This window comes from Pseudomonas sp. PS01300 (genome assembly GCF_029960155.1).
Taxonomy (GTDB): domain Bacteria; phylum Pseudomonadota; class Gammaproteobacteria; order Pseudomonadales; family Pseudomonadaceae; genus Aquipseudomonas; species Aquipseudomonas palmensis.
The window spans coordinates 1-8249 of the sequence record NZ_JASCPN010000104.1; the positions used below are offsets into that span (position 1 = coordinate 1).

6 protein-coding genes are annotated in these 8249 nt (G+C 64.0%); 2 read left to right on the top strand and 4 right to left on the bottom strand.

Features of this window, described 5'->3' with window-relative positions:
• Nucleotides 1–63 precede the first annotated feature (63 nt).
• Nucleotides 64–669: a tRNA isopentenyl-2-thiomethyl-A-37 hydroxylase MiaE gene (miaE, locus tag QMX96_RS25880; protein WP_282362679.1), complete on the bottom strand. Its 606-nt coding sequence runs from the start codon at nucleotides 667–669 to the stop codon at nucleotides 64–66.
• Between the two features lie 159 nt (nucleotides 670–828).
• Between miaE and QMX96_RS25885 the strand changes: the two genes are divergently transcribed.
• Nucleotides 829–1695 (top strand): universal stress protein, encoded by an 867-nt coding sequence (locus tag QMX96_RS25885; protein WP_043863068.1) that lies wholly within the window; start codon nucleotides 829–831, stop codon nucleotides 1693–1695.
• An 84-nt stretch (nucleotides 1696–1779) separates the two neighbouring features.
• Here QMX96_RS25885 and QMX96_RS25890 read toward each other — a convergent pair whose 3' ends face one another.
• On the bottom strand, nucleotides 1780–2247 hold the full coding sequence (locus QMX96_RS25890; protein ID WP_043863069.1) for a DUF1289 domain-containing protein: 468 nt from the start codon (nucleotides 2245–2247) through the stop codon (nucleotides 1780–1782).
• Between the two features lie 406 nt (nucleotides 2248–2653).
• On the opposite strand from QMX96_RS25890, the gene acnB reads away from it, so the two are divergent.
• The gene (gene acnB / locus QMX96_RS25895) at nucleotides 2654–5263 is read left to right on the top strand and encodes a bifunctional aconitate hydratase 2/2-methylisocitrate dehydratase (RefSeq protein ID WP_054915695.1); all 2610 of its coding nucleotides are present in this window, start codon (nucleotides 2654–2656) and stop codon (nucleotides 5261–5263) included.
• A gap of 133 nt (nucleotides 5264–5396) precedes the next feature.
• Here the strand turns inward: acnB and prpD are convergent, their stop codons facing one another.
• Nucleotides 5397–6881 (bottom strand): 2-methylcitrate dehydratase, encoded by a 1485-nt coding sequence (gene prpD, locus QMX96_RS25900; RefSeq protein WP_078480487.1) that lies wholly within the window; start codon nucleotides 6879–6881, stop codon nucleotides 5397–5399.
• A 51-nt stretch (nucleotides 6882–6932) separates the two neighbouring features.
• Nucleotides 6933–8123, bottom strand: a complete 1191-nt coding sequence (gene prpF, locus QMX96_RS25905; RefSeq protein ID WP_104572282.1) for a 2-methylaconitate cis-trans isomerase PrpF — start codon at nucleotides 8121–8123, stop codon at nucleotides 6933–6935.
• Nucleotides 8124–8249 lie beyond the last annotated feature (126 nt).

Sequence of the window (8249 nt, forward strand, 5' to 3'; positions counted from 1 at the left end):
GGCCAAGCCCGCTCCCACAGGATGGGTCATCAGCCTGTGGGCGCGGGCTTGGCCCGCGATGCTTCAGGCCGGCACGCCGCTATGGAAGCGAAACTCCACGTCCGGCGTGGTGATCAGTTCGGCTTCCACCTCGCGCACCCGCTCCACGGTGCGCTCCACATCCGCCGCCTCGCCATACTGGTACGCCAGCTTCAGGTACCCCTGGTAATGGCGCGCCTCGCTCTTGAGCAGCCCGTGGTAGAACCTGCCCAGCTCCTCGTCCAGGTGCGGCACCACCGCAGCAAAGCGCTCGCAGCTGCGCGCCTCGATGAACGCGCCGACCACCAGCGTGTCCACCAGCTTCACCGGCTCGTGCGCGCGCACCACCTTGCGCAGCCCCGAGGCATAGCGCCCTGCCGACAATGGGCGCAAGGCCACCTTGCGCTTCTTCATCAGGCGCAGCACCTGCTCGTGATGCACCAGCTCCTCGCGGGCCAGGCGCGACATCATGTTGATCAGGTCGACATGCGTGTTGTACTTGGCAATCAGGCTCAGCGCCGTGCTGGCGGCCTTGAACTCGCAGTTCTTGTGGTCGATCAGCATCGTCTCCTGGTCGGCCAGGGCGGCATCGACCCAGGCATCCGGGGTGCGGCAGGCGAGGAAGGCTTCGATTTCGGGAATAAGGGACATAGGCTCACAAACGGGCATGGGGTGTCGACAAGACCGGCGATTATACCGGCGGCAGTGGCGATCACCAGTGACTATGCTTGATGCATATCAACATCCACCGCATCCGGGGCGCCGACTATAGTCAGGCATCGCATGCCATTGTCGAAGGAGTTCTCCCTCATGCTTTTAGAAGTTCGCAGCATCCTGGTGGTGCTCGACCCCGACCACGCCCACAGCAAGGCCCTGACCCGCGCCAAGCTGATCGCCGGCGTCACCAAGGCACGCCTGCACCTGCTGATGTGCGACAAGAAGCAGGACCACAGTGCCCTGCTCAGCCTGCTCGCCAGCCAGTTGCACGACGATGGCTACGACAATGTCACCTATGAGCAGGCCTGGCACGACACCCTGCACGAGTCGATCATCGACGTGCAGAAAGCCGAAGGCTGTGAGCTGGTGATCAAGGAACACCGGCCGGAAAACGCGCTGAAGAAGTTCCTGCTGACGCCTTCGGACTGGAAACTGCTGCGCCAGTGCCCGTGCGCGGTGCTGATGGTCAAGACCGAGCGCCCCTGGACCGGTGGCGTGATTCTGGCGGCGGTGGACGTGGGCAACGACGATCAGGAGCATCGCAAGCTGCACGCCAGCATCATCGACCACGGCTATGCCATTGCCAGCGTGGCCAAGGGCAACCTGCACGTGATCAGCGCCCACCCCTCGCCCATGCTCTCGGCGGCGGACCCGGTGTACCAGCTCAAGGACACCATCGAGAAGAAGTACCGCGACGAATGCGCTGCGTTCCAGGCCGAATTCGATATCGCCGACGATCGCCTGCATGTGGCCGAAGGCCCGGCGGACGTGCTGATTCCGCACACGGCTAAAAAGTACGAAGCCGTGGTGACGGTGATGGGTACGGTGGGGCGTAGCGGGATTACCGGTGCGCTGATCGGCAACACCGCCGAGGTGGTGCTCGATTCGCTGGAATGCGATGTGCTGGTGCTCAAGACCGAGGACCAGGTGAAGCACCTGGACGAGCTGGCCAGAGGCTGAAGACCCCATCGCGGGTCAAGCCCGCGCCCACAGGGTAAGCGGTGATCCAGTGGGCGCGGGCGTGACCCGCGATGGGAACACCGCTTAACCCAGCGCATCCTTGAGAAAGCCCGGCGCGATGTAGCGCTGATAGTGCGCCTCGGACAACAGAAAGAATTCCCGATCGATGGCATCGCGCAGCTCGGGCAGCTCCCAGTCGCGAAACTCCGGCAGCAGCACCATCCCGTACGCTTCCAGCTCGCGGATCACCCGCGCGCCCCGCGCAATCAGCTGATAAGCCCAGCAATACTCGGACTGATGCGGCACGAATCGAATCTTGCGCAGCTCCAGCTGGCCGCGCAGCTTGTCGGCGTCGAACACCTCCAGCTTGGCCGCCATCACCTGCACCAGCAGGTGTTCCAGGCGCAGCCACACCGCACGCTTTTCATCGTCGTTGTAGCCGTTCCAGTGGATCACCTCATGGTGAAAACGCTTGCACCCGCGACACACCAGGTCCCCGTAAACCGTGGAACACAGGCCGACACAGGGCGTTTTTATTGACTGATTGGACATGAAAGATTCAACGGCATGGCGATGGAACAGACGGCCATGTTAGCCCTTTGTCTAACGGGGGTCACGCCGTAAAGTCGTTGCAATCGCCTTACCTTTGGCGCGTTTTTACCGTAGAATCACCCGGCCTTTTTAAGGCAGCAATGTCCGTTAGAAGCTGTTTTCAAAGCGTCACGAGCACAGTTGATCCGGTAGAACGGCGTTGGCTCGGGGTATTCGAACATCGAATGCACCGCGCCAGCCCTCATCAGCCTCCGTTCTACAGGCGTAAAACTTTGAAAGCAGCTTCTGTAAGGATGTCCTGCAACCCTGGCTACGCGGCTCAAAAAGCCGTATTGCGCATGGGTGCCGGCCATTCTGGATGAGCGTCCCGGACACCCATTTGGGACCACTGATGAGGGTAATAACTGTGCTTGAAGCCTACCGCAAACACATCGAAGAGCGTGCCGCCCAGGGTATCGTGCCCCAGCCGCTTAACGCCGAACAAACCGCAGGCCTGGTCGAGCTGCTGAAGAATCCCCCCGCTGGCGAAGAAGCCGTCCTCGTCGACCTGATCACCAACCGCGTACCACCAGGAGTGGACGAAGCCGCCTACGTCAAGGCCGGTTTCCTGTCGGCGGTCGCCAAGGGCGAAGCCACCTCCCCGCTGATCAGCAAGCAGCGCGCCGTTGAACTGCTGGGCACCATGCAGGGCGGCTACAACATCGCCACCCTGGTCGAGCTGCTGGACGACGCCGAACTGGCCGCCGTTGCCGCCGAACAGCTCAAGCACACCCTGCTGATGTTCGACGCCTTCCACGACGTGGCCGAAAAAGCCAAGAACGGCAACGTTCACGCCAAGGCGGTACTGCAGTCCTGGGCTGACGGCGAGTGGTTCAAGAAGCGTCCGACCCTGGCCGACAAGATCAGCCTGCGCGTCTTCAAGGTCACCGGCGAAACCAACACCGACGACCTGTCCCCTGCCCCGGACGCCTGGTCGCGCCCTGACATCCCGCTGCACGCCCTGGCCATGCTGAAAATGGCCCGCGACGGCATCGTGCCGGACGTGCAAGGCGCCATCGGCCCGATGAAGCAGATCGAGCAGATGCGCAACGAAGGCTTCCCGATCGCCTACGTCGGTGACGTGGTCGGTACCGGTTCCTCGCGTAAATCGGCGACCAACTCGGTGCTGTGGTTCTTCGGCGACGACATCCCTTACGTGCCGAACAAGCGCGCTGGCGGTTTCTGCTTCGGCTCCAAGATCGCCCCGATCTTCTACAACACCATGGAAGACGCCGGCGCCCTGCCGATCGAATTCGACGTGTCGAACATCCACATGGGCGACGTGATCGACCTGTACCCGCACGCCGGCAAGGTGTGCAAGCACGGTACCGACGAAGTCATCACCACCTTCGAGATGAAAACCCCCGTACTGCTGGACGAAGTCCGCGCCGGTGGTCGTATCCCGCTGATCGTCGGCCGTGGCCTGACCGAGAAGGCGCGCGCCGAGCTGGGCCTGGGCCCGACCGACCTGTTCAAGCTGCCTGAAGCACCTGTCGACACCGGCAAGGGCTACACCCTGGCCCAGAAGATGGTCGGCAAGGCCTGCGGCCTGCCAGTGGGCAAGGGCGTTCGTCCTGGCACCTACTGCGAACCGAAGATGACCACCGTCGGCTCCCAGGACACCACCGGTCCGATGACCCGTGACGAACTGAAAGACCTGGCGTGCCTGGGCTTCTCGGCCGACCTGGTCATGCAGTCGTTCTGCCACACCGCGGCCTATCCGAAGCCGATCGACGTGACCACCCACCACACCCTGCCGGATTTCATCCGCACCCGTGGCGGCGTGTCCCTGCGTCCAGGCGACGGCATCATCCACAGCTGGCTGAACCGCATGCTGCTGCCGGACACCGTCGGTACCGGTGGTGACTCGCACACCCGCTTCCCGATCGGCATCTCGTTCCCGGCCGGTTCCGGCCTGGTCGCCTTCGCCGCTGCCACTGGCGTGATGCCACTGGACATGCCGGAGTCGGTACTGGTGCGCTTCAAGGGCAAGCTGAACCCAGGCATCACCCTGCGTGACCTGGTTCACGCCATCCCTTACTACGGCATCCAGAAAGGCCTGTTGACCGTCGAGAAGAAAGGCAAGATCAACGCCTTCTCCGGCCGCATCTTGGAAATCGAAGGCCTGGACGACCTGACCGTGGAACAGGCATTCGAACTGTCCGACGCCTCGGCCGAACGTTCGGCTGCCGGTTGCACCATCAAGCTGCCTGAAAAAGCCATTGCCGAGTACCTGAAGTCGAACATCACCCTGCTGCGCTGGATGATCAGCGAAGGCTACGGCGATGCGCGCACCATGGAGCGCCGTGCACAGGCGATGGAAGCCTGGCTGGCCAAGCCCGAGCTGCTGTCAGCCGACGCCGATGCCGAGTACGCCGAAGTCATCGAGATCGACCTGGCCGATATCAAGGAGCCGGTTCTCTGCGCTCCTAACGACCCGGACGACGCTCGCCTGCTGTCCAGCGTCCAGGGCCAGAAGATCGACGAAGTGTTCATCGGTTCGTGCATGACCAACATCGGTCACTTCCGCGCTGCCGGCAAGCTGCTGGACAAGGTCAAGGGTCAGCTGCCAACCCGTCTGTGGCTGTCGCCGCCGACCAAGATGGACGCTCACCAGCTGACCGAGGAAGGCTACTACGGCATCTACGGCAAGGCTGGCGCGCGCATGGAAATGCCGGGCTGCTCGCTGTGCATGGGTAACCAGGCACGCGTAGAGCCGAACTCGACCGTTGTGTCGACGTCGACCCGTAACTTCCCGAACCGTCTGGGCGATGGTGCCAACGTGTTCCTGGCCTCCGCCGAGCTGGCTGCCGTTGCCTCGATCCTGGGCAAGCTGCCAACCGTCGAGGAGTACATGGAGTACGCGGCGAATATCGACAGCATGGCTGCCGACATCTACCGCTACCTGAGCTTCGACCAGATCGCCGAGTTCCGTGAAGCCGCTGCGAACGCCAATATCCCGGTCGTTCAAGCGTAAGCTGACTTAGCGTGAAAAGAAGCCCCGCCAATTGGCGGGGCTTTTTGTTGTCTTCCGAAAAGCTTTGCCGGCAAGGCCGGCTCCTGCAGGTTAGCGACGCGTGTAGGAGCCGGCCTTGCCGGCGAAGCGCCCCTCAGATCACGAACAGATCCATGAACCGATGCACCGCCGTCGCCTCAAGCCTCGCCTGATCCTTGCACAGCGCAAGAATTTCGGCCGAACGCTGCGCAGTAAACCGCGTCGCCAGGTTGGCCTTGAACTTGTCCTCCAGCAGCGGGATGCCCTGGGCGCGTCGGCGCCGGTGCCCGATGGGGTACTCCACCACCACCTGCTCGGTGCTCGAGCCGTCGGTGAAGAACACCTGCACCGCGTTGGCGATCGAGCGCTTGTCGGCCTCCAGGTACTCGCGACTGAAACGCGGGTCTTCGACGATCACCATCTTCTCGCGCAAGCGGTCGATGGTCGGGTGCGCCGCATGGAAATCATCTTCGTAATGCTCGGCCACCAGGTTGCCGAAGATCAGCGGCACCGCCGTCATGTACTGCAGGCAGTGGTCCCGGTCCGCCGCGTTGGCCAGCGTGCCGACCTTGGAAATGATGCGAATCGCCGACTCATGGGTGGTGATCACGATGCGCTCGATTTCATGCAGGCGATTGCGCACCTGCGGATGCAGGGTCACCGCCGCCTCGCAGGCGGTCTGCGCATGGAACTCGGCCGGAAAGCTGATCTTGAACAGTATGTTCTCCATCACGTAGCTGCCGAACGGCTGCGACAGGCTGAACTCGCGCTTGCCCTCGGGCTTGAGCGCCAGGTCCTTGTTGGTATGGCTGAACAGCACGTCATAGAAGCCCCACTGCGGCGCGGTGAGCACGCCGGGGATGCCCATCTCGCCGCGCAGGGCGATGTCCGCCAGGCGCACCCCGCGACTCGACGCATCACCGGCCGCCCACGACTTGCGCGAGCCGGCATTGGGGGCATGGCGGTAGGTGCGCAGCGCCTGGCCATCGACAAAGGCCTGGGACAGGGCCGCCAGCAACTGCTCGCGATTGGCGCCCATGAGCCGGGCGCACACCGCCGTGGATGCGACCTTGACCAGCAGCACGTGGTCCAGGCCCACCCGGTTGAAAGCGTTTTCCAGCGCGAGCACGCCCTGGATCTCGTGGGCCATGATCATGGCCTCGAGCACCGTGTGCAGGGTCAGCGGCGCGTCGCCGTTGGCCACGCGCTTTTGCGAGAGGTGGTCGGCCACCGCGAGGATGCCGCCGAGGTTGTCGGAGGGATGACCCCATTCTGCGGCCAGCCAGGTATCGTTGTAGTCCAGCCAGCGCACGATGCAGCCGATGTCCCAGGCCGCCTTGACCGGGTCGAGGCGGTACGCGGTGCCGGGCACCCGCGCGCCATGGGGCACCACGGTACCCTCCACCAGCGGCCCCAGGTGCTTGGTGCACTCGGGAAAGCGCAGCGCCAGCAGGCCGCAACCCAGGGTGTCCATCAGGCAGTTGCGCGCCGTGTCCAGCGCCTCCCCCGGCTCGGCCCTGAAGTGCAGGACATAGTCGGCAATGTCCTGCAGGACCCGGTCGTAGTCGGGGCGGTCGTTCAGGTCAACATTGGCACTCATTGTCGTCTCTCTGTTCACATGGGGTGAAAGGAGAGCCGAGCACCGCTGCCTCTAGAAGGTATCGCCAGGTACGCGTACCCAACCCTCCATCAGCACGCGAGCGCTGCGGCTCATGATTGCTTTGGTAACGGTCCAGTCGCCATTCACCTGGCGCGCCTCGGCGCCCACGCGCAAGGTGCCCGAGGGGTGACCGAAGCGCACGGCGCTGCGCTCGCCGCCACCGGCAGCAAGGTTGACCAGGGTGCCGGGGATGGCCGCCGCGGTGCCGATGGCCACCGCTGCCGTCCCCATCATCGCGTGGTGCAGCTTGCCCATCGACAACGCACGCACCAGCAGGTCGATATCGCTCGCTGCCACGGTCTTGCCGCTGGAGGACTGGTAGTCGGCCGGCGGTGCCACGAACGCCACCTTGGGCGTGTGCTGGCGCTGCGCGGCCTGCTCGACGTGCTCGATCAGGCCCATGTGCACAGCGCCGTGGGCACGGATGGTTTCGAAACGCGCCAGGGCCTCGGGGTCGCCGTTGATTGCGTCCTGCAGCTCGGTGCCGGTGTAGCCCAGGGCCTGGGCGTCGATGAAGATGGTCGGGATGCCGGCGTTGATCAGGGTTGCCTTGAAGGTGCCGACACCGGGCACCACCAGGTCGTCGACCAGGTTGCCGGTGGGGAACATCGAGCCGCCCGCGCCGTCTTCGTCGGCGGCCGGGTCGAGGAATTCGAGCTGCACCTCGGCGGCCGGAAAGGTCACGCCGTCGAGTTCGAAGTCGCCGGTTTCCTGCACTTCGCCTTCGGTGATCGGTACGTGGGCGATGATGGTCTTGCCGATGTTGGCCTGCCAGATGCGCACCACAGCCACACCATTGCGCGGGATGCGACTGGCGTCGACCAGGCCGGCGCTGATGGCGAACGAGCCGACTGCCGCCGAGAGGTTGCCGCAGTTGCCGCTCCAGTCGACGAAGGCCTTGTCGATGGCGACCTGGCCGAACAGGTAGTCGACGTCGTGCCCGGGCTTGATGCTGCGCGACAGGATGACCGTCTTGCTGGTGCTGGAGGTGGCCCCGCCCATGCCGTCGATCTGCTTGCCGTAGGGGTCGGGGCTGCCGATAACCCGCAGCAGCAGCGCATCGCGCGCGGCGCCGGGGAGCTGGGCGGCTTCGGGCAGGTCTTCGAGGTTGAAGAACACGCCTTTGCTGGTGCCGCCACGGATGTAGGTGGCGGGGATTCTGATCTGGGGTACGTGTGGCATGGAAATCTTGTCCTGTAATGTGATCGAGCCACCTGCTCTGTGGGAGCGGGCTCGACCCGCGATGCAAGCGATGCGGTTACAGCCAGTACCGCGTCGCCTGCATCGCGGGTCAAGCCCGCTCCCACT